13 protein-coding genes are annotated in these 21996 nt (G+C 54.4%); all 13 read left to right on the top strand.

What is annotated here, in order from left to right:
• The first annotated feature begins 133 nt into the window (after positions 1-133).
• The 13 genes from Q1Q75_RS04955 (at position 134) to Q1Q75_RS04895 (ending at position 21398) form a co-directional block, all read left to right on the top strand.
• Positions 134-2056 carry a GTP-binding protein gene (locus Q1Q75_RS04955; RefSeq protein WP_300668020.1) on the top strand — a complete coding sequence of 641 codons (1923 nt, stop codon included), beginning with the start codon at positions 134-136 and terminating at the stop codon, positions 2054-2056.
• Complete coding sequence (locus tag Q1Q75_RS04950) at positions 1974-2603, top strand: MotA/TolQ/ExbB proton channel family protein (RefSeq protein WP_300668019.1); 630 nt, start codon at positions 1974-1976, stop codon at positions 2601-2603. Before Q1Q75_RS04955 ends, Q1Q75_RS04950 begins: the two co-directional genes overlap by 83 nt.
• Positions 2604-2690: 87 nt before the next feature.
• On the top strand, positions 2691-3107 hold the full coding sequence (locus tag Q1Q75_RS04945; protein WP_300668018.1) for a biopolymer transporter ExbD: 417 nt from the start codon (positions 2691-2693) through the stop codon (positions 3105-3107).
• Positions 3104-3649, top strand: coding sequence for a TonB family protein (locus tag Q1Q75_RS04940; protein WP_300668017.1), 546 nt, complete (start codon positions 3104-3106; stop codon positions 3647-3649). The genes Q1Q75_RS04945 and Q1Q75_RS04940 overlap by 4 nt, the downstream gene beginning before the upstream one ends.
• Positions 3650-3816: 167 nt before the next feature.
• Positions 3817-4611, top strand: a complete 795-nt coding sequence (locus Q1Q75_RS04935) for a hypothetical protein (protein ID WP_300668016.1) — start codon at positions 3817-3819, stop codon at positions 4609-4611.
• Between the two features lie 292 nt (positions 4612-4903).
• A complete protein-coding gene (locus Q1Q75_RS04930; protein ID WP_300668015.1) occupies positions 4904-5281 on the top strand; it encodes a pyridoxamine 5'-phosphate oxidase family protein in 378 nt (125 codons plus the stop codon).
• A 136-nt stretch (positions 5282-5417) separates the two neighbouring features.
• Positions 5418-9038, top strand: coding sequence for a translocation/assembly module TamB domain-containing protein (locus Q1Q75_RS04925; protein ID WP_300668014.1), 3621 nt, complete (start codon positions 5418-5420; stop codon positions 9036-9038).
• 93 nt (positions 9039-9131) lie between these two features.
• A complete protein-coding gene (bamA, locus tag Q1Q75_RS04920) occupies positions 9132-11930 on the top strand; it encodes an outer membrane protein assembly factor BamA (RefSeq protein ID WP_300668012.1) in 2799 nt (932 codons plus the stop codon).
• 479 nt (positions 11931-12409) lie between these two features.
• Positions 12410-13036: a TetR/AcrR family transcriptional regulator gene (locus Q1Q75_RS04915; protein WP_300668010.1), complete on the top strand. Its 627-nt coding sequence runs from the start codon at positions 12410-12412 to the stop codon at positions 13034-13036.
• Positions 13037-13200: 164 nt separating this feature from the next.
• Complete coding sequence (locus tag Q1Q75_RS04910; protein WP_300668008.1) at positions 13201-14265, top strand: efflux RND transporter periplasmic adaptor subunit; 1065 nt, start codon at positions 13201-13203, stop codon at positions 14263-14265.
• A 133-nt stretch (positions 14266-14398) separates the two neighbouring features.
• Positions 14399-17512, top strand: a complete 3114-nt coding sequence (locus tag Q1Q75_RS04905) for an efflux RND transporter permease subunit (RefSeq protein ID WP_300668007.1) — start codon at positions 14399-14401, stop codon at positions 17510-17512.
• Between the two features lie 94 nt (positions 17513-17606).
• On the top strand, positions 17607-18896 hold the full coding sequence (locus Q1Q75_RS04900) for a TolC family protein (protein ID WP_300668005.1): 1290 nt from the start codon (positions 17607-17609) through the stop codon (positions 18894-18896).
• 1785 nt (positions 18897-20681) lie between these two features.
• Positions 20682-21398 carry a DUF6602 domain-containing protein gene (locus Q1Q75_RS04895; protein ID WP_300668004.1) on the top strand — a complete coding sequence of 239 codons (717 nt, stop codon included), beginning with the start codon at positions 20682-20684 and terminating at the stop codon, positions 21396-21398.
• Positions 21399-21996: the final 598 nt, after the last annotated feature.

The following is a 21996-nucleotide window of genomic DNA, read 5'->3' as shown; positions in this document are numbered from 1 at the left end:
TCACGCGAATGCGAAGGCATTGCAGCCCACAAGTGACGAAAACCGCTGCGCATTCGCAACCCAGCTTTCAAGGTGGCTCACCTTGCCGCCGGAGGCTTGCTTTTACTTTTCACACCCAAAAAAGCAGGACACCGTGAATCACGACATCCACACCAAGCTATGCCATGTGAGCCCCTCCGAGCTTTCCGACGGTTCGGGAAGCGGCCTGCCCCGACTGCTGATTAACATCATCACCAGGGCCTGTTACGACAAAGGACTTAAAAAGCTGGCGGGATGGCGGGGCATGGCCCCCACGCCCGGCGATCCAGAGTCCTGGACCTTCAAGCTCAAAGGGCACCGGGGCATCTTTGGGGTCGGGTGTGAGGGAAAAAGGGGAGACAACGAGAAACAGACCGCACGGTTTCTCATCTGCCACTTTCCCGATACGGAGGATGAAGAGCTCGTGGAGCTCATGAGCCTTCACGCCGCCACCACGGCTAACCGCCCGGACTATCTTGAAAAGGTTCGGGATTTTGCCTGCAGGGAGGAGATGAGGGAACCCTTTCTTATGGGGCACCTCAACTTCAGCCTGGGGCAGGACGCCTCCCACCTCCTGCTTTGCCTTGAGTCCCCGTTGAAAAAACGGGTGGTCGCCCTTGACGGCGTCCGGCTCCCCCAGGGGACCGAAGAGGACTACCTTGTCCCTCCCGGCGAGTGCGAAGAAGATTTCCCCGCCTTTTCCCTTGCCTCCGTCCTTTTTAACGCCATCTGCGCGGCCGTGACCTACACCCTTAAGACCCCGCCGTGCTTTTACCGACACGCTGAGCTCCCGGGCCAGGTGGTCGCCTACAACGCACAAGGGGAGATCACCACACAGGAGACAGACGAGTGGCCCCTGATCCGGCAAACCGTGGGCTATGGAGACCTCTCCAGCGTCCTTAAGGCCTCCGGCCCCAACCTTGCTGGCGACACGATCTGGCAGGAAGGAGAAACGCTCCCGGACACCCTCCCCCCCGTGATCTGGCAGGCGGTGACCCCGGACACGGCCCTTGCCAGCCTCAGCACCCCCCTGCTCGACAAGCGCCCTCAGCTCATCGTCCTCACCGGCTTTTTAGGCTCGGGCAAGACCACCTTTATCAACAACTTTGTGGAGTACCACACCAGCCGAAACAACTTTGTGGCCGTGGTACAAAACGAAATCGGGGAAACCGGCCTGGATGGAAAACTCCTTGAAGGCAACTGCAACGTGGTGGAGATCGATGAAGGCTGCGTCTGCTGCACCCTTGCAGGACAGCTCTCCACCGGGATCACCGAGCTTTTGGGCCAGTTCACGCCGGAGTCCATCATCCTTGAGACCACCGGCCTTGCCAACACCTTTAACCTCCTCGATGAAATTGACGAGCTGAAGGAGCTGGTTCGTTTCGACTCCGTCACCACCATCGTGGACTGCGCCAACGCCCTCACCACCCTTGAGACATTTGATGTGGCCAGAGATCAGGTCCGAGCGGCCGATATCGTCATCCTTAACAAGACAGACCTGACCGGACCGGAACAAACAGGGGCCGTCGAAGCAAAGGTCCGGCGGCTCAATGCCAAAACCCTGATCCTTGGCACCACCCATGGAAACATCAGCCCAGGCCTTCTTTATGATGACGCCGTCGGCTGTAATGACGCAGCCGGACCCGACGCTTCAAACCCGGCGCCCACGCACGGCCACCATGTCTGCCACGGCGAAGAGGGCATCGGCACCCTGAAAATCCCCTTGGATCACCCCCTTGAAAGAAAAGCCTTTTTAACCGCCATCAAAGAGCTGCCGCCCGACATCCTGAGAGTCAAAGGAATTGTTCGGTTTACCGATGCCGAAGCGGTCGAGGTTTGCCAGTATGTCGGCGGCCGCATCGATCTTTCACGGCACACCGGCCCCTACGACAAAGAAGGTTTTCTCATTGTCATAGGCCGGGATATCCACAACCAACCACTGCCAGGAGTTTTGTATGATGCATACCATTCAACAGGGCGGCCCGTTGATGGTCCCCATCGCCCTCTTTTCCATCGCTGCGCTTGCGGTCATCATTGAACGGCTGATCACCTTTTCAACCCTGGCCTTCCCCGACGACATCGCGCTCGGCCGAATCACTGAGCTGATGCGCCAGAAAAAGAGCGACGAGGCGCAAGCCCTCATCCAGGAAACAGGGGGGGCCTTTACCGACCTGTGCCTTGCCGCCCTCGGCCCCGAAGAGAAAGAGGAGCGTGAATCCGCCGCAGGCTACGCCGGAGACGCCGTCCTCTTCACCCTCGGCCGTCGCCTCGATTTTCTCGCCATGATCGCCACCACCACACCGCTCATGGGCCTTTTGGGGACGGTCCTCGGCATGATCCACGTCTTCGCAAGCGTGGCCGGTGCCGGCAACGCCGCCGATATCAGCCTTCTGGCCGATGGCATCTGGCAAGCCCTCATCACAACAGCCGCCGGCCTTGCCGTTGCCGTGCCCGCGCTCATCGCCCACGGCTATTTCACCCGAAAAATCAAAAAAACAGCGTTCTGGATGCAGCACACGGCAGCGGCACTGATCAAGGCAGGAATAAAGCCAAAAAGTAGCATCTTCTATGCTCAAAGCGCCTGAAAAAACAGCCTCCGGCGGCCAGGGGATGATCCCCTGGACCCCAGGTTTGCGAATGCTCCCAGCCCTCGTGCCCCGAAAGGTTTTCCATTGATTACATTCACCCATCACACCCACCAATCAACCCCAGAGGTCAACCTGACCCCTCTGATCGACATCATCTTCAATCTGATGATCTTTTTACTGATCACAGCGGTGTTTACGGCCAAAGGAATAAGCTTAAACCTCCCGCAGGCAGCCGCTGCCCGACCGGCCCCCTCCCAGCGATTTGAAATCACCATCACCGAAAAGAATGACATCATGGTGGACCAGAAACCCTGCCCCCTCCCCGAACTCGAAGCCATTCTGGCGTCAAAACTTGACGACCCCCAGTGGGATGGCAGTGAAAAAATTTTCATCAAGGCCTGCAAAGAGGCGTCGGTGGGCCAGCTGGTCCGGGTGATGGATACGGTTCGGTCCACAGGGTTTGACAACGTGATCCTGGCCGCCGGAAGTACAAAACAGTGAAGCCGACAAGAAAAAACATCACCAGCAACTGCACCCTGGCGCTTGCCGGGGTCCTTTCCCTTATCCTGCACGCCCTGTGCTTTCAAAGCGGCGCCTTAAAATCCCATGAAGAGCCCCTCGCCGAGTCCCTCATCCCCCTTGAGATGGAGACCGGTCCCGCGGTCGTCCCCCTCCTTGAGGCCTATGCGCCCGATCTTCCCCCCAAGGTCCCGGTGCCTCCCAGCGAGAAAAAACCCCTCAACCGCCACGCGGCAATAAAAAAATACCTGGTCCAGGTCCGAAAAAAAATTGAGAAAAACAAATTCAACACACCCGGCAAAAAAGATGCCTGGATGATCGGCAACGCACGCATTGGCTTTCACATCAACAGAAACGGGTCCTTTGAAAATATCAGGATAGTCCGGTCTTCCGGAGACACTCGCCTCGACAACACCGCAAAAAACGCAGTGGCCTACTCAAGCGGCAAGGTGAAACGGCCCCCATCCACTGGAAAGACGCTCGTCCGAACGTCCGTGGTCATTAAATACCAGTACGGGCTCTGAAAAATCGCCAAAACACGCCCCCTTTGATTGACATTTGAGACCCGATATGAAATGTAATAAAGATCAATGTTAACAAAAGCTTATTACCATGCACCATCGGCCATCATCTGCTTTCCAAACGTCCCGCTCGGAGACGCCCGATCATCCCACAACATGGAAACCATCACATGATAAGCTGCCCTGCCATTAAACAGGTCTGTCTCTCTCTTCTGATTGTTTTATCAGGATGGCTGGTGATCGATTTCAGCACACCGGCATACGCGAAATGGAAGGGTGCCATCGGCACAGGGATCTCCCGTACCCAGGTGAAAGGCGACCAGGGCGTGGGGGGCGACTTTTTCGGGCCTGTCCTGACCGGTGTCGATCTCTCACCCAGTGATTTTAACGATCAGCTGAACACGTCCATTGCCATGGATCTCTCCATGACAGATGACAGATGGATGGTGGACGTTTCCCTGGGTCTCCAGGAATTTGAAGACCCATCGTTCACGCGCCTGTCCGATGGTGCCACAGATCGGTCAAACATGAATTTTGATACCACCGCGGCCGAAATAACCATCGGCCGTCCTGTCTTCCGCCATCCCCGGGTGACCTTGGGAGTGCATGGAGGCCTGCGTTACGACCGGCATAAGCTGTCTGTGGACCTCACGCAGGGAGCCACCACCGAGAATGTAAATACAGACGAAAACTGGACCGATGTTCTCATCGGCATATCGGTAGAGATCCCCTTCACTGAAAAATGGATCTGGAGCAACAAAATGAATGGGGGATTCGGCGGCTCGGAGGGGACATACTTTCTCTCCAGCGGGGTCACCTGGCGGTTCCACCCCCGCTGGTCCACCGAAGTGGTCGGCGATTACACCGCAATAAATTACGAAAACGGCCACAGAGGCGACACCGACTGGTACCTCTACGAGGTGGATGAGTTCATCTGGGGGGTCAACGTTCTGTTCCACTGGTAGCCGAGAAAGCCCCCGTGCGGGGCACTCCCCGACGGCCACTCCCCGGGAGGCCTCGCACCGACCTCGATAAAAACCTGTACGACACGCGCCTCGCGCGTGATCATATATTGCTTTCGCATAAAAACTATGCTTTGTTCCTGTAGAAATACACATCAACCCCTTCATCCATGGCGATTCAAAGGATGAGAACGGCCCCAGGGATCTCTATAGAGAGGCAGGATCGCAGCCTATACATACATGCGTTTGCCCCCTGAGCCGGTTGACATAACCATACACAACAGCAAGGAACAACATGGCCGTATTACCCGAAAAAGTAAGTAAAGCATGGAGCGATCATCAAGGTCCCATCATTTTAACCACCGTTGATAAATCAGGGACCCCCAACGCTATCTACGCCACCTGCGTCTCAAAGTATGACGAAGAGACCCTGGTCGTGGCCAACAACTATTTCTCTAAAACCCTTGAAAACATCCAGTCCGGAAGCAAAGGGTCCCTTCTCTTTATCACCAAAGAAGGCGCCGCTTTCCAGATCAAGGGATCCATCGAATACCACACCGAAGGCGCGGTATTTGAAGACATGAAGACCTGGAACCCAGAAAAACATCCAGGCCATGCCGCGACGGCCCTCAAGGTCGAAGCCGTCTATTCAGGAGCTGAAAAACTCCTGTAGACCCTCCCGCCCCTCAAAAAAACCGACCTGAAAGGCACCCCCTTCCCGGCCGGTTTTTTGTTCAAACCAAGGCCCCTTCTTTTTACTTCGGCACAGCGAAAACAATCTCAACGCTTTCAACGACAGCCAACAGCCCATGACAAGCTCACAAAGGAAGACAAAAAGGAAAATCGTTGTCTCTGGAATCGGAGCCTTGCTTTGCCTGATCCTTGTGGGGATCACAGGCGGATATCTCTGGCTTTCCTCGGGCCATGCCCGCCATCTGCTTCAGGCGCGGGTGAACGCGGCGATCCCCGGAGCCCTCTCCTGGGAGGCCCTCCACCTATCGGTGTTCACCGGACGAATCGAGGCAAAAAACCTCCGCCTTAACGACCCCACCGGCGAGACGCTGATCTCCCTGGACCGGCTCGTCATCACCCTCCGCTGGACGGACTTATTCCGGAAAACACTGACCGCTGAAACCGTCATACTCGAAAAACCCCAAATCTGGCTGGACACGGACCCCACCGGCGAGCTGAATCTCCTGAAAGCCCTTCCCACGCCAACGCCCAGCGAACCACAGCCGAACGACGGCACCGCGGCCTTCCCTTTTAATATACGCATCCATGCGCTCTCCCTCACCGACGGTTTTTTCCACTATGAGCAGCAGGACGACAGAGGGGAAAAAAAACAGATAACCGTTCACCACATCGGGCTTAACCTGGCCGATGGAAATCTTTTCAAACAATCAGCGCAGGTCTCTCTTCTTCTTCAAAAAGGGGAGATCGATACAAGGGCCCTTGTCACCGATTTTAAGGCCCTCCGATTCGACGGACGCCTGGAAAAGAACCAGATAACATCCGGAACCCTTCAACTCGATTCGGACCTTTTACACCTTGCGGTAACCGGAGGCGTCAGCGACCTTTTTACGGTTCCGCTTTTTGATGTCCAGGCAACCGCATCCACGGACCTTTCCCAGATACGAGAAGCCTTCCACCTCTCCCCGACATTCACGGGTCCGGTCATGCTTCACCTGAAAGCCAGGGGCCGCGTAACGAATCCAACCCTGACCCTCTCCCTTGAGTGCCCGGGTGGGGAGCTCGCCGGAATCCGGGTGGATCAGATGACCTTTACGGGCAGCCTTAAAGAAAAACAGCTGATTCTGGAAAAAATGGAGATAGAGTCCGCCCTGGGCCAGGTCGCGGCCACAGGGAAAATCGACCTCCAGAAGGCGTTCCCCGATGGCTTGACAGCCCCCACAAGGGATTTAAAAGCCATCACCTACCACCTGGCGGTGACCCAGGCCGGAACCGCCCTTGAAAACCTGCCCGGCAACTCCGAAGGAATCACGGGTGACGTACACGCATCACTCAGCCTGCAAGGCGTGGGTCTCTCTCCGGAAACCATGAGGGCAGAAGCCCGGCTGGAGTTGACAGCCCGGAACCTTGCCGCGAAAAAGATCCGCATAGGAGATCTGAATACCCGCCTCCGACTCCACCAGGGCCTGCTGACCGTTGATGAGGCCCGACTCCAAAACGGGGCATCGGAGCTGCGGCTCTCAGGAAACGCACGGGTTTTAGAGGCGACCTCAGGGGCCATCATGACCTCCCCTGATTTGAATTTCACGCTGAGCGGCAAGGCGCTGTCTCTCCGGGATTTTTTCGAGGGAAGAGAAGGGAGGGTGGACGTAAAAGGCCACCTCACCGGATCGGTGGCGCACCCCCAGGGCACCCTCTCTGTCAACGCGCAGAACATCGACCTTGGCATCCAGAAAATTCAAGCGCTCACCTTAGACTCACAGTTCGACAAAAACCGGGTGACCGTGGAGTCCCTCTCGCTGACCCTGGGAGAGGGTGAGACACTGACCGCCGATGGCTGGTATTCTCCGGCGAAGAAGCACTACGGCCTGCACCTGAATACCCCGGGAATCAGCCTGAAACATATCGATTCAATCCAGGCCGACATGGCCGCAGAGGGAAAAATCAACGCGAATATCACCGGCACAGGGAGCCTTGAAAATCCCCAGTTGGCGGGAGAATTTCAAGGAACCCACCTGCGCCTGAACAACAAGCCCTTTGACGACGGCAGCCTCAAGCTGACCCTTCAGGATCATCTCGTCCGGGCCAAAGGGACTCTGGGGGCGGAGTTCACGGGTTTTTACGCACTCAAAACCCACCTGTTTTCAGGAAAGGCCCTGCTTGACCAGACCCCGCTGAGACCTTTTTTCGAGTCCATGGGGCGCAAAGACCTGACAGGAACCGTGACGGGCTTTATCGAGGTGGAAGGCAACGCCGACACCCCGGAGACCCTCCAGGCCGTTACCCGAGTCTCTCAGCTCTCCTTGTCCCACAACGACATCCCGCTGGTCAGTGCCGGGGTCTGCGATGCCTCCATCGAAAACGGAACCCTTCATGTGCCGACCCTTCGCCTCGACCTCTTCCATCAGGGACATCTCGAAATCACCGGCAAGGCGAGGCATGACGGCGCCATCGATTTTCAGGCGGACGGCGCGCTGCCCCTGGAAGTCATTCATCTGTTCACTGAAGCGCTGAGTGATATCACAGGGGAGATCCAGCTCGCGGCTCGGCTGAAAGGCACCCGAAAGCAGCCTGACTTCCAGGCAGACCTGAGGCTGAAGCAGCTCAAGCTCACCGTGCCCGTCTTGAATCAGAAACTTCACAGCGTCAACGGTCAACTTCACCTCACACCTGAGACCCTGACCATTAAGAAACTCACCGGCAACCTGGACAAAGGGCGATTGGATCTGTCCGGAACACTGGCCCTGGACCAATTTACACCGGTCTCCATCACCGCACGCCTCAACGCCTACACCCTGCCCATCAGGCTTCCCGAGACCCTGGAGGTCCTGTTAAACGGTGGGCTGACCTTTTCTGGAACGCCTGAAAGGTCTATAATTGCGGGAAATATTGTCCTTCTCGAAGGCCTGTATTATAAAGAAATCAAACTGGGCCTCATCGACAGCCTCGGTGAAAAAAAACGGGCGATACCGCCCGTCACACAAACCGAAAGTCCCCTTCTGCTGAAAAACACAGATCTCCATATTACACTGCACCACCGCGCCCCCTTGATCGTGGACAATAACATCGTCCTCATGGCCCTGAAGCCGACGCTGACCCTCCACGGCCCCTTGAGCGGGCCTCTCGTCAGTGGCAGGGCAGAAGTGGAGTCCGGGGTCATCTCCTATCTGGGCAAAGAGTTTGAAATTAAAAAAGGGGTCCTGGATTTTATCAACCCTTACAAAATTGAAGCCACCATCGACCTGGAGAGCGAGATCAAGGTAAGAACATGGACCCTTCACTTACGGGTGTCCGGCGTGGAGGACAATCTAAAATTTGACATGAGCTCAACCCCATCAGAGACCGATGCCACGATTCTCTCCCTGCTCTTATTCAACAAAACACGGGAGGAGATGATCGATGGCGAAGGGGGCTCCCATCAGTCCACCCGTCAGATGGTTGCCGACCTGGTGGCCCGAACCCTCCAGGGAAGCCTGAAAGAGGCCACCGGACTCGACACCCTTGAGATGAAATACACAGAACGAACGGATCCGGAGGAGGCCGATGATGTGAACATCACGGTCGGCAAAGAGCTCTCCAAACGAATGACCCTCAAATACGGGATAGGCACCAAAAATGGGGTCACGGTCCAAAGTGCCATCACCGAATATAAATTTTATGAAAATGTCCTGATGAATGCCTTTCGGGACACCGACGGCGATTTCGGTGGTGAGTTGATGTTCAGACTGGAGATGCGGTAAAAAATGACAAAGAATCCACACACTCCCCCTACACCCTGCAGGCGACAACGGCCCGCGCATGCCTCGGTGGCCAGAAAGGGACACCCGTGGCAGATGGCGGTGATCTTTATCGTGATGATGTTCTTGGGCGCCCTTGCCCCCCACCCTGTCCGGGCGAGCAGCCCAGAATTTAATGCGGCACCCCTGGTCTCGAAAATTTCCGTTGAAATTATCGGCCCCATGATACCCAGCTACCGACGGGTAGCCCAGGCCATGATTCTGCTCCGCGAAGGGGAGCCGTTCTCAGACGACGACTTTCAAAAGAGCCTGAACCTGCTGAAAAGCTCCCGCCTGTTCCAAGGCATTGATGTCCCCGATCCCGACTGGGAGCAGCCCGAAATCGCCCTCACCTTCCGGCTGACCCCCTTTCAAAGGATTAAGGATATCCGCATTCACGGGGCCTTTCCCCTGCTCCAAAAGGAGGTCCTCAACGCCATGACCCTCTTTACGGGGGACGCCTATGTGGCCGAGGACCTGAAAAAACAGGAAGCCCTGATTCAACAGGTCTTCAAACACGAAGGGTATCCCGACGCCAGGATTAGGGTCTCTGCCCAAAAGGACCCGAAAGAGGGGCACTATAACGTGTCTGTCGTCATCGACAAGGGGCCGTTCGACCGAATCCGGAACGTCGAAATGACAGGCAATAAAGCCTTCTCAAGCGCGCGCCTGAAGCTCAGGATCGACTCCTGGAAAGCCTCCCTCTTTTTTGGTGAAATCCCCCGTTTCATCGAAAAAAAATTCAAAGCCGACCTGAAAAACCTCACTAAATTTTACCGACACAAGGGGTACGCAGAGGTAAAGATCACCCCGGTGGTGAACAGAGTCCCCGACAGTCACGACGTGAACCTCCAATTTCTGATCCATGAAGGGCCACAGTACAAAATGACCTTTGAAGGCAATCAAGAGTTCTGGGATTTTACCCTTAAAAAAGAGCTGGTCCTCAAACGCGAAGGAAACAAAAACGATCTGGGCTTGAAAAAAAGCATCCGGAATATCCGGAAACGTTACCGGAAAGCCGGGTACCTGGACGCCCGGGTCCGCATGACGGAGTCGGCGGGCAACCCGGACGAGGCATTCAGCCGAAAAATCCGTCTCACGGTCGACGAGGGGGTCCGGTCACTTGTCCACACCCTCACCATCACGGGCAACTCGGTCCTCGACAGGGAACGCCTGAAAAAGCAAATACTCACCCGGCCCCCCAGTACCTTCGACGCCGGTGCCTTCGTCCCGGAGATCCTTGAGGATGATATCAGCGCCATTCAATCTTTGTATCTGCGGCAGGGCTACCTGAACACGGCCATCACCGACGAGGTGAGGTGGAACGAGGACAAAAAAAAGGGGCAAAGGCTCGCCGATGTGAGCCTGATCATCCATGAAGGAAAGCAAACCCGGGTAGACACCGTGACCTTCCGCGGACTCGGCACCCTGACCGACGCCGAAGCCCGAACGGCCATCGCCTTGAAAGAGGGGAAACCGTTTCGTGAATACATGATCGAAAGTGATGAGAACACCCTCTCCGAACTGATTTCGGAAAAAGGGTATCCCCATGTCACCGTCAAAGGACAGGCTGTAATGGATGAAACCGGGACCGGACCGCACCGGGCCTCCCTGACCTATGCCTTGGAGGACGGCCCCCATGTCTCAACCGGAGCGCTCTTCTACACAGGCAATTTCCGAACACGGGCGAAAATCCTCCAACGCGAGGTGGCACTCACACCGGGCATGCCCTTTTCCCTCACCAAGGCCCTTAAGACCCAGCGAAACATACGAAATATCAGCGCCCTGTCCTCTGCAAAGTTCAGAACCATTGGTCTCAAGGAAAAGGCCCCCCGGGTGAATCTTCTGGTGGAGGTGGAGGAGAAAAAACCATACTATCTGGAATTCGGTGCCGGATACGACACCCGCCGGAAAAAATATGCGCACACCCGCCTCGGAGACCACAACCTGCTCGGCCTCAACAAAGATGGATGGGTCTCGGCAGAGACAAGTGAGATTGGCTATCGAACCGAGCTGGGAATCACCGAACCCCGTTTTTTCGGCACACGCATCGCCTCGACCATCAGCATGTTTGGAGAGGATCTCCATGAATTCAATCAGGATTTCGGGACTCGGACCTACGGCGCCTCTCTGGCCTTCAACCGACAATTCTTAGAAAAATTCAACGCTTCCCTCACCCATCGCTATGAATTCAGGGAACAATATCAGGCAGGGTCTGCCCCCATTGATCCAGCGGATGCGGATCAGTACGACCCCCGAAGCATCGTGGTGGTCACGCCCGCCCTCACCTACAACTCCACAGACTCCTTTGTCCGCCCCAGGCAAGGGGGGACGACCCGGTTTTCTGTGGATATCTCCAGGGGCATCGAAAACTCCCTGGACGATTTTTTCAAACAACGCGCCGAGCTGCGCTATTATCTGACCCCCTTAAACCGCCTCACCTTCGCCCTCCGGGGAAGGATTCATCACATGGAGCCCTATGGCAGCAACAACGCCATCCCCGAAGACCAGCTCCTCTTCCTGGGGGGGACCTCCGATATCCGGGGCTTCGGCGAAAACAAACTCCTCACCGATGCCACCGACAACCCCGTGGGTGGGCACACCGCCATCCTGGGAAGCCTGGAGGCCCGATTCGACCTCGGCATGAATTTCGAATTCACCACCTTTTATGACACCGGGTGCATCCGAAACGCATCTGAACCCGATCTCTCCGAATCCTTCCGATCCTCTGCCGGCGTCGGCCTTCGCTACATCACCCCCATCGGCCCCATCGGCTTTCTCTACGGGTGGAAGTTGGCTCCAAAACCCGAAGAGAGCGCTGGGAATCTCCATTTTTCCATCGGGTATACGTTTTAGGGGAAGGGGAAGGCTAAGGGCTGAAGGCTGAGGGCTGAAGGCTGAAGGCTAAAGGCTGAAGGCTGAAGGCTAAAGGCTAAAGGCTGAAGGCTAAAGGCTAAAGGCTGAAGGCTGAGGGCTGAAGGCTAAAGGCTAAAGGCTGAAGGCTGAAGGCTGAAGGCTGAAGGCTGAAGGCTGAGGGCTGAGGGCTGAGGGCTGAGGGCTGAGGGCTGAGGGCTGAGGGCTGAAGGGCTGAGGGCTGAAGGGCTGAGGGCTGAAGGGCTGAGGGCTGAGGGCTGAGGGCTGAAGGGCTGAGGGCTGAAGGGCTGAGGGCTGAAGGGAAAAAGATTGGGAGGTGTGTCGGTGTTAAGCCTTAAGCGCCCAGGGGACCTTTCATACAAAAAACTCTTGCACCCGTTTCAAACATCGTTTAAAACTCATTTCAAACACAATTTCAAACAATGTTTGAATGTTCCCTCAAAAAATACAAACTGGACCTTATGGATACAAAGACCAAAATACTCAATGCCGCCGAACGGCTCATTGTAGAACTGGGGGCCGATAAGGCGTCCATGAGAAAAATCACCGAGAATGCCGGTGTCAATGTGGCCGCCATCAACTACCACTTCGGCTCCAAGGACAACCTCATCTCGGCCATTGTCACCCGATTTCTCACCCCCCTGGAAACAGAGCAGACCCAACGCATGAAAACGGTCATGGCCAAATCCGGTGATAACGTCCCGCTTCTGGAGAATCTGTTGCGGAGCCAGCTGGAGCCGCTCTATGAGTTCACCGTCGCCCACCCGGATTGGATGAATGTCTTTCACCAGTTTGCGGCGGCCTATGAAAACGAGGATTTTTTCAAACAGAACCTGAAAAGCATTTTGGAGAACAAACTTCTCTATTTTGCCAATTGCCTGGAAAGAGTCCTGCCAAATATTCCAAGAATGACCCTGCTTCGCCGCATTGCCTTTTTCCGGATCTCGTGCTTCGGCATCATGCAGGGGGAATGCATGATGGAGGAATCCATGTCTATCCTCGGAATCGACAGAGACCCAAAAATCATGCTTGAAGAGCTCATTCAATACATCGCCGCCGGGCTCCGTTCCGAGACCGTACTACCCTGAAAAAATAAAATAGACACCGCAGGAAAACAGGCGGCAATGCGTTACTAACATTGTTACCTGAATAAAATAAAAATGGATAAAATGTATAAAAGACACCGGTGGCCTTTCAGGCATGTCTGGTCACCGATTACATCTAACTATTCTGAGTCGTGAGGAAAAGGCCAATGAAAGTAACAAAATGGATAGCGGTAATCATTCTACTCGCCCTGCCGGCTATGGCATACGCCGAAGGCCCGGCCCAACCTCCGGCACGGGTCGTCACAAGCCAGATCACGCAAAAGACCATCGCCAGAACCCTGGATGTGGTGGGCACCCTTCAATTTGATCGCATCTCCGCCCTCTCTCCTGAAGTGAGCGGCCAGGTGCAGACAGTGCACATCATGGAAGGGGATCGGGTTGAAAAAGGGGCCCCCCTCTTCCGCCTCAACCTGGACTTTGTCCAAAATGACATCGACACGGTCAAAAAACGGATTCTTCAAGCTGAGATTCGCCTGGCCAAAGCCAGAAAGGATCTCTCCCGGTACGAGACCCTTTTTAATCAGAAGGCAGCCAGTGAGCAGGAGTATGACAACATGCGCCTCTCCATGGAAGACCTGGCCATGCAGAAGGCCACCCTGGAGAAGAACCTCGATCTGGCCCTCCTGAAAAAAGAAAAAAGCATCATCCGCGCCCCCTTTGCCGGGGTCGTCCTGGAGAAAAATGTCGATGAAGGCAACTGGGTGGGGCCGGGGAGTCCGCTCTGTCTCCTGGGTTCCATGGATGACATCTATGTGAAGGTTCCCATGGCGGAGGACCTGCTGGTCTTCTCTCACAAAGGAGAAGACGTGGGGGTCACCGTCACCGCATTGGGTCTCACCATCCGAGGGACCATCAACGGGTTTATCCCCGTGGCCAACCCCACCACGAAGAACATCTTTGTTAAGGTGAAGCTTCCGAAAATGGAGACCGCAGTACTCAACATGAGCGCCACCGTCTCCATGCCGGCTGCCGAGAAGCAGGAGATGACCCTCGTCCCCCGGGACGCCCTGGTGACCTTTAATGGCCAGACCCTGGTCTACACCATCAAAGAAGGGGCGGCATCCGCCCTTCCGGTCACCGTCCTCGCTTATGTTGAAGGGAACGCTGGCATCGCAGAAGGCGAAGCCACCCCTGGCATGACAGTCGTCATCGACGGCAACGACCGGCTTCGCCCCGGCCAGCCCGTGACGGTCATCGGAACAAAGAATTAAAAAACACGGTTTTCTGCCCGACCCCATCAAGCGTTCCGCCAACCGGTAAAGAACGCCTTGGCCGCCCCCCCTTTTTACGGGGCGGCCTTATCGGGTATTCAATGACATGATTAGCGAGGGATACCAGCCACCCATGGATCTGATTAAATTTTCCATCCAACGACCCGTCACCGCCGCGGTGATGGTGATCATGATCGTTCTTTTCGGCATCATCGGGCTCACCAAGCTGCCTGTGCAACTGGCACCCGACACCGAGCTCCCAGAGATCGAGGTGCTGACCGCCTGGCCCGGGGCCAGCCCCAGCGAGCTGGAGACCGAGGTCATCGAAAAGCAGGAGGACAAGCTTAAAAGCCTCCAGGGCCTTCAAAAAATGGAGAGCTCCAGCTACAACGACTACGCCACGATCACCCTCACCTTCGACCTTTCGACCGATGTGGACACCGCGCTCTTCCGCGTCTCCAACAAACTCAACGAGGTCTTCAACTATCCGGACAACGTCTTTGAACCGGTGATCTCCAGCTCCGGGGGCTCCACGCGCCCCATCATCTGGATGCAGTGCCGCGCCATTCATGGAAGCGGCACCAACATTCTCACCCAGCGCACCTTCTTTGAAAACGAGATCAAACAGTACATCGAACGTGTCGAAGGCGTGGCCTCCCTCATGGTCTTCGGGGGCACCAAGGATCAGCTGGAGATCGTCCTGGATCCCGAAAAAATGGCCCGGAGAGGCATCACCATCAACCAGGTCATCGCGCGCGTCACAGCTGCCAACAACGACATCTCCGCCGGTGTCCTCGGCATCGACCGGCGAAATTACCGCATCCGCACCACCTCCAAATTCCAGAATGCCTCAGATCCCATGGACGTGGTGATCATGAATGACGGCATCACCCACGTTCTCCTCAAGGACATCGCCACCTCCCGCATCGGCTACGAGCCCCAGTTTGTCTCGGTCATGGAAAACGGGGACGAAGGGATCGTCATCGGCGTGAAAAAGCAAAAGGGCGGCAACGTCCTTGAAATCGTGGACCGCGTCAGAAAAGAGGTGGATCGCCTCAACAAAGATGTGCTGGCCCAGCGGGGGCTTTACATCAACTGGTCCTATGATGAAGCGCCCTACATCAACCGCTCCATCGCCACCATGAAGAAAAACGTCCTCATCGGGGCGGCCCTGGCCATCCTGGTGCTGATCACCTTCCTTCGAAGCGTACGCTCCACCGCCACCATCGGCATAGCCATTCCCATCTCGGCCATCGGCACCTTCATCTCCCTCTGGCTCATGGGCCGTAACCTGAACGTGGTGAGCCTGGCCGGTATCTCCTTTGCCGTGGGGATGCTGGTGGACAACTCCATTGTGGTGCTCGAAAACATCGACCGCCATCTCAAACTCGGAAAAAAGTCCTTTGATGCCGTCTACGAAGGCACCAAAGAGGTGTACGGAGCCGTCATCGCCTCGACGCTCACCACCGTGGCGGTCTTTCTCCCCGTCATTTTCATGAGACAGGAAGCGGGCCAGCTCTTTCGAGACATCGCCATCGCCATCACCTCGGCTATTCTCCTGAGCCTTTTCGTCTCCATCACCGTCATCCCCTCCTTTATGCACCTCATCTACCGCAAAAAAGGTCCGGCTGAAGCCAAGGGGGGGGTCATCGGCAAACTCGGAGATCTCTTTATCTCGAGTATCATGGGCGTCTCCAACTTCTGCCTGAAGAACGTCGTCACCCGCGTGGGCTGTGTGGTTACCTTCACATCGGTCGCCATTTTCATCGCCTGGGCGCTGATGCCCAAGGCCGAATACCTGCCCCAGGGCAACCAGAACTTCATCATGAACGTCTTGGTACCGCCCCCCGGCTACTCCGCAGAGAAGCGTCACGAAGTGGGCGATTACATCTTTCAAGAGACGGAAAAATATCGCAAAGACACAGGGGAAGGCCTGCCCCTGGTTAAAAACGTCTTCTACCTCTCCGCCGATATGATCAGCATCTTCGGCGTCACCTGCGTGGATGAAGACGAAACCCGTGCCGGTGAACTGATTCCGGCCATGAACCGCATCATCAACTCCATGCCCGGCATGTTCGGCATCAGCCTTCAGCCTGGCATCTTTGAAACCGGACTCGGCAAAGGGCGCACCATCGACCTCAACATTTCAGGGGATAAGATGAGCGCCATCGTTCAGGCCGGATTTTCCCTGATGGGGGCTGTTGGGCAGGCGGTGCCGAAGTCCCAGATCCGACCCGTCCCCTCCCTGGAGATCGCCTACCCCGAAGGCCGCATCATCCCGGACAAAAACAAACTCGCGGCCAACGGGCTGACGGAAGAACAGCTGGGCATCTATGTGGACGTGTTGATGGACGGCCGAAAAGTGGCCGACTTCAGTCCTGACGGTAAAGACCGCATCGACCTGGTGGTACGCAGCGAGGAAAAGGACTTCCAGACCCCCGAAGCGATTCTCTCCGCCCCCATGGTCAACAATCTCGGCCAGCTGGTGCGCGTGGGTGACGTGGCCACCCTCTCCTACGATCACGGCATGACCCAGATCGACCGACTGGAAAAAAGGCGCAACATCCGCCTGGAGATCACCCCCCCCATTGAAATTCCCCTGCAGGAAGCCATGGAGACCATCCGCTCTACGGTGGACGGCCTGATAGAGACCGGACAGCTCTCCGGGGTCAAAGTCAAACTGGGCGGCAACGCCGACAAACTGGTGGAGACCTTCAACGCCCTGAAGTGGAACCTGGTGCTGGCGATTCTCATCACCTATCTACTGATGGCGGCCCTCTTTGAGAACTTTCTCTACCCCTTCATCATTCTCTTCTCCGTGCCCCTGGCCGCCGCCGGCGGATTCATCGGCCTGAGACTGGTGGACCTGCTCGTGGCAAGGCAACCCTTAGACGTTCTCACCATGCTGGGATTTATTATTCTGGTGGGAACGGTGGTCAACAACGCCATCCTCATCGTGCACCAATCCCTGAACAACGTGCGCTACGAGAACCTCAAAGGGGTCGAAGCCATCAAAGACGCTGTCCGCACCCGAATCCGTCCCATCTTCATGAGTGTCTGCACCAGCATCTCCGGGTTTCTGCCCCTGGTCCTGGCCACAGACTCCGGTTCGGAACTCTACCGTGGCATCGGCAGTGTGCTCCTGGGAGGGATGGCCATGTCCACCCTCTTCACCCTCTTTGTGATTCCCGCCCTGCTCTCCTTCTTCATCGGCTGGGAAGAGAAAGAGACCCAAGCTAAAGCGTAACGAGACGCAGTCGATCAGGTACCTGCAGTAAGACACAAAAAAAACCACCCGGGCCGACCCTCTCGGCCCGGGTGAACATCAATGAGGTATATCCATGAAACGATTTCTTGTTCTGACGGCCCTTTGCCTGGCCGCCTCTCCCCTCCACGCTCTGACCCTGCCCGAATTGCAACAGGAGGCCCTGGCCGGCCGGCACAGCGTGAAAGCCGCCTCGGCCCAGGCCGCCATCGCCGATAAAAAGGTTCAGGAGGCGAGGAGTCCTTTTCTTCCCAGCGTAGACGTCGGCTACAAAGCCAATCGCTACAACCATGATACCATTCTCAAGAACCAAGAGAAAAACGACGCGTTTCAAGGCAGCATCTCCCTGAACCTCTTTGCCGGATTTTCAGATTCCTACACCCTGAAGGCCGCCAAATCAGGCGCTGAAGCCGGGCAATTCAACCTGAAATCTACCCGCCAGGATGTCAGCCAGAACGTGGCCCTGGCCTACCTCGGTGTCTACCGAAGCCGGCAGAACCTCAAGGTCGCCGAAGACGCCGTCCGCCTCTACCGGGACCGATACCGGGAGATGGAGCTGAAATACAAGGTGGGGGTCCTTAAAAAACGAGATCTCCTCTCTGTCAAGGTAGAGATGGACAACGCGGTCCAGACCGAACGACGCACCCGGGCCAACATCACCTCCGCCCTCAACACCCTGGCCCTGACCGTGGGCCGCCCTCTCACCGAGGAAGAAATCACCGCCCTGAATTTTTCCCTTTTCAAAAAAATACCCACCGTCATGGAGGCCGAAGCAGGTAAGGCAACCCTTCTCTCCCGAAACAGTGACCTCCTCTCCCTGAAAGAGACCCTCACCGGTGCCGCCATGCAAAAAAAAGCCGCCCGCGCCGCCTACATGCCCCGCGTGGATCTGTCGGCCACCTACAGCAGCCTCTATCTGGATGACTACAGCTTTGGCTCCTCAGACGTGAACGGCGACGACGTCCGCCTCACCGCATCGGTCTCCATGAACCTCTTCGACGGCCTGAAAAAAGAGGCCACCATCAGCCAGGCAGCCCTGACCGAAACCGCCCTGCGCCACCAGCTCAGAGAACTTGAAAACAGCCTGACCACACGCTTCGACAACGCCATCCTCGATCGAGACGTGGCCATCGACAACCTGGGCGTGGCCCAATCCGGCCTCAACGAAGCCGAAGAGAACCTCCGAATCACCGACCTGGCCTTTGCCCAGGGAGTCGCCACCTCCACCGAGGTCCTGGACGCCATCTTCAACCTCTCCCGCGCCCGGTTCAACCACATCTCGGCCCAGACCGATGTCTTTGCCACCCACTTTACCCTCCTGCGCCTGACAGAAGGGTATGAAACAGGCCATGAAAACAGGTCATAGGTCATAGGTCATAAAAACATGCCTCCGGCGGCAAGGTGAGCCACCTTGAAAGCGGGTTACCGCTGTGTTTTGCCCCTCGTTCCTCGGGTCAAATCACAGCGGCCTTTTAAGAAACAGTATGCGTTTCTCTGCGAAGGTTAAAGTTTGTACGACTTATTAAAATTTCGTTTCTAACCCGAATATTTCACGAGTCGGGTGAGAAAAGCGAACAGATAACCGTGAATTACATTTTGTATTTTTGAAATGACTGAATCTTCCGCAATAGCTCATTGCAATAATTGCCTATTGCTTTGAATCGATCGTTTTTTCATGAAATATCCGGGCTAAAAGAGCAGCGACTTCGGGACCGTCATCCATGGCCTGCCACCTGCTTTTAGCGCCTTCTTTTTTGAGCACAGCAACACCCCGGCGCCAGCCGGACCGCACGCGCGACTGCGGTCCGGCTGACGCAATTACGGGATACAGATACTTCCCGCCCCCCCCTCTTCCTTATCGACCGATCGTGATCAACAAAAAGCAATGCCTCCGGCGGCAAGGGTGGCGAAGCCACTATAGCGAAAAACACCTTGAAAGCGGGTTTGCGAATGCTCCCCGGCTATCGGTACTTGAAGCACCTCGCGTCCGCATTCGCGTGAAGGGTGAGGAGGTGCCCCATGCGTCGCAAGCGCATAATTTACCGTTACTTCCGTATCAATTCATGGGTTGACATGAACCGGAATCACTCCGGCGGCAAGGGTGGCGAAGCCACTATAGTGAAAAACACCTTCAAAGCAGGTTTGCAATTGCTCCCCGGCTATCGGTACGTGAAGCACCCCGCGTCCGCATTCGCGTGAAGGGTGAGGAGGTGCCCCATGCATCGCAAGCGCATAAGTTACCGTCACTTCTCTCGTTCCCAGGCTCTGCCTGGTAATGCTCTCCGGAGGCTCCGCCTCCATGCTTGAAGCCCAGCAATCTGTGAGTTTCACTCCAGCATGACGACTTTTCGTACCGGCAAGGCGGAGCCTTGCACCCGAAACGCCCAGGCAGAGCCCGGCACTTACCCATTAAGTGGTGCGATAGCAAAAATTTGTATTGCATGATCACAAGGATAAGTGCCGGACAGAGCCTGGGAGCGAGAAAGAGTGATGAGAACACGAAGGGGGCCGAAACAAGGAATCTGTCTGGCCGGGTCCCACTGCTTCAGGGTGGATCCGGGTCGCAAGAGTTCCATTTTTCGTACCTTCAATAGTAGGGGGCATACGAACTTGTTTCATGGCGGATTATTAAAGGGTAAACATGGAAAACGGCACATATCAGCGGTCTAAGGTAGACTTATGGCCATCTATCAGGCTATTCAAGGCAAAACATGGAAAACCAAAGGCAGGTATATCAATATTTCATGCGGTCTCCTATCAGGCTCAAAACAGAACGCAAAAAAACTTTTTTGGCCTATAGCACAACAAATAAAGTCTGTTGCGAATGATACGGCAATCCATTCTTGATTTGTCATACGAACTATGATCTCATCCTCAATAACTGGACAACTTGTTCGGTAGTATTGAACATTAAAACATGGAACCCAACCCCTTCCAATTTTCCACTTTATCCCCTTGGATATCGGATAACCTGTCCGAGGTTCAGGCCTATATAGGTGATAGATTGAAAAATTGGCGGGTTATTCATAATGTTATCTACAATGAGGATATAGATCGACAGTACTGAATATTAAATTTTGACAGTTGGATTAATAGTGACGAATAATATATATTATGTATATGTGTTAAATAAATTTTTGCTGAGGAAATAATGTTTGAAAATGCAGTAAAAGATATAAGTTTGAAATTTGAGAAAATAAAAAAATATACAAGTCACAATTTAACAATTGGTGAATATAGGGAAGCTGTATTAGTTGAATATCTGGGAAATTTTATTTCTAATCGCTTTTCTATTAATTCTGGCTTTGTATATGATCATGAAAGTAAAAGCTCTTCAAAACAAATGGATATTCTAATAATAGATGAAAATTATCCTTCTGCATATTTTTTAAGAGAAAATAAATTTGTTGTTGCTAATAAAAATGCTGTAGTTTGTGCAATTGAGGTGAAATCTAATTTTAATAAAGAGGAATATAAAGATATTATTGATAAATGCAATAGTATTAAAAAAATAGATAATAAAATAGATTTCTATGCTTTCTGTTTTAAATCGGTCAGAAGTGATTTAAAAAAAATGTACGATAGTTTAGGAAAAGAGAATTCAATAGAGAATTATCCTGATGTAGTATCTATATTTGATAAGGGATCGCTAAAACTATTTCAAAATGGAGATGGTCCGTATCATCAATTAATAATAGACGATCTTGGCATTAAGACGGAAGAGACATCTATTAAAGTATTATTGGGAAGTGTAATGGAATCATGTTTTAATCGAACAGATATAAATAATAATCCATATGAAGCATTTGCTATAGGTCCTGTAATGAGAGTGCAAGGGAAGTTGAAATATGGCTATAAGGAACAATAAAAGGGCTGTAATAATAAATCGACTGAGATAACAATTACTTGCACACCGACCGGGCGCAAGTGCGGCTTTTCAAGCCTATTCATTAGCCGTTCATTGTCAAATATCAAATACTGTCAGGCTTCTGCGCCCGTCGGGTGAAGTGTGGCGTTGTAAGCCTTATCGGAACTTGCAAAAAACGTAAGGGGTTGTGGTTCTTTCCCCTTCGCCCAAGGGTTTCGTTCTTTGAACTTTTCCACTGTTTGTCACAGGGGTACCCTCGTGCAAAACAGTGCCAACAGTAGCCACAAACCCAGTTTTTGGTGTTTTAGGGTGGCTCGTTTTACGGTTTTGTTCATAGGCTGTCGTGTTCGTGAGGGGTGGCGGCAACTCAAAGGTAGTCGGTTTCCTTTCTTTCAGTTCGAAGGGTCTTCTCCATTCAGTTGTCCCCAAGCCCTTGGGTTTTCGGAACATCTTGAATTGAAGCACGGCTTACATCGGGATAGGACCCCTCATCACTGAAGGGCCCTCCCACACCACCTGGCATACGGATCGCGTACCTCGGCGATTCGGCTGATCAAAGGAATTAAACTCCCGGAAGAAACAATCCGCGAGAGAGGAA

This window comes from Desulfoluna sp. (genome assembly GCF_030145185.1).
Taxonomy (GTDB): Bacteria; Desulfobacterota; Desulfobacteria; order Desulfobacterales; family Desulfolunaceae; genus Desulfoluna.
This window is presented reverse-complemented; position numbering and strand designations above follow the sequence as displayed.

Bases quoted from the DNA above. Each gene is read 5' to 3' on its own strand.
- Q1Q75_RS04950 (WP_300668019.1), top strand. From the start codon at position 1,974: ATGATGCATACCATTCAACAGGGCGGCCCGTTGATGGTCCCCATCGCC.
- Q1Q75_RS04935 (WP_300668016.1), top strand. From the start codon at position 3,817: ATGATAAGCTGCCCTGCCATTAAACAGGTCTGTCTCTCTCTTCTGATT.
- Q1Q75_RS04930 (WP_300668015.1), top strand. From the start codon at position 4,904: ATGGCCGTATTACCCGAAAAAGTAAGTAAAGCATGGAGCGATCATCAA.
- Q1Q75_RS04925 (WP_300668014.1), top strand. From the start codon at position 5,418: ATGACAAGCTCACAAAGGAAGACAAAAAGGAAAATCGTTGTCTCTGGA.
- bamA (WP_300668012.1), top strand. From the start codon at position 9,132: ATGGCGGTGATCTTTATCGTGATGATGTTCTTGGGCGCCCTTGCCCCC.
- Q1Q75_RS04915 (WP_300668010.1), top strand. From the start codon at position 12,410: ATGGATACAAAGACCAAAATACTCAATGCCGCCGAACGGCTCATTGTA.
- Q1Q75_RS04910 (WP_300668008.1), top strand. From the start codon at position 13,201: ATGAAAGTAACAAAATGGATAGCGGTAATCATTCTACTCGCCCTGCCG.
- Q1Q75_RS04905 (WP_300668007.1), top strand. From the start codon at position 14,399: ATGGATCTGATTAAATTTTCCATCCAACGACCCGTCACCGCCGCGGTG.
- Q1Q75_RS04900 (WP_300668005.1), top strand. From the start codon at position 17,607: ATGAAACGATTTCTTGTTCTGACGGCCCTTTGCCTGGCCGCCTCTCCC.
- Q1Q75_RS04895 (WP_300668004.1), top strand. From the start codon at position 20,682: ATGTTTGAAAATGCAGTAAAAGATATAAGTTTGAAATTTGAGAAAATA.